The organism is Virgibacillus sp. GM2-2 (assembly GCF_055329585.1).
Genome location: NZ_JBUZWC010000187.1, coordinates 1 through 228 on the forward strand (window position 1 = coordinate 1; position 228 = coordinate 228).

Sequence of the window (228 nt, forward strand, 5' to 3'; positions counted from 1 at the left end):
AAGCGGGACAGGGAAGCCTGTTCGGCGCCGCCCCCCTCGATGGGGCGCCGGCCGCGGACGAGACGGCCGCGGCCTGGCCCGAGGCGGAGCGGCTGCGGGCAGAGAAGGAGGCGCTGGGCTTCTTCCTCACCGGCAATCCGCTCACCGTCTTCGAGGCGCGGCTCCAGGCGCTGACGACGCACACCACCCGCATGCTGCGCGAGGGCTACCAGGGCTCGGCGACCGTCG

Annotated in this window: 1 protein-coding gene; it reads left to right on the forward strand. The window is 74.6% G+C overall.

Features of this window, described 5'->3' with window-relative positions:
- Positions 1-228: hypothetical protein (locus ACY9Z2_RS19485; protein ID WP_463611323.1), on the forward strand; the 228-nt coding region annotated here is incomplete at both ends.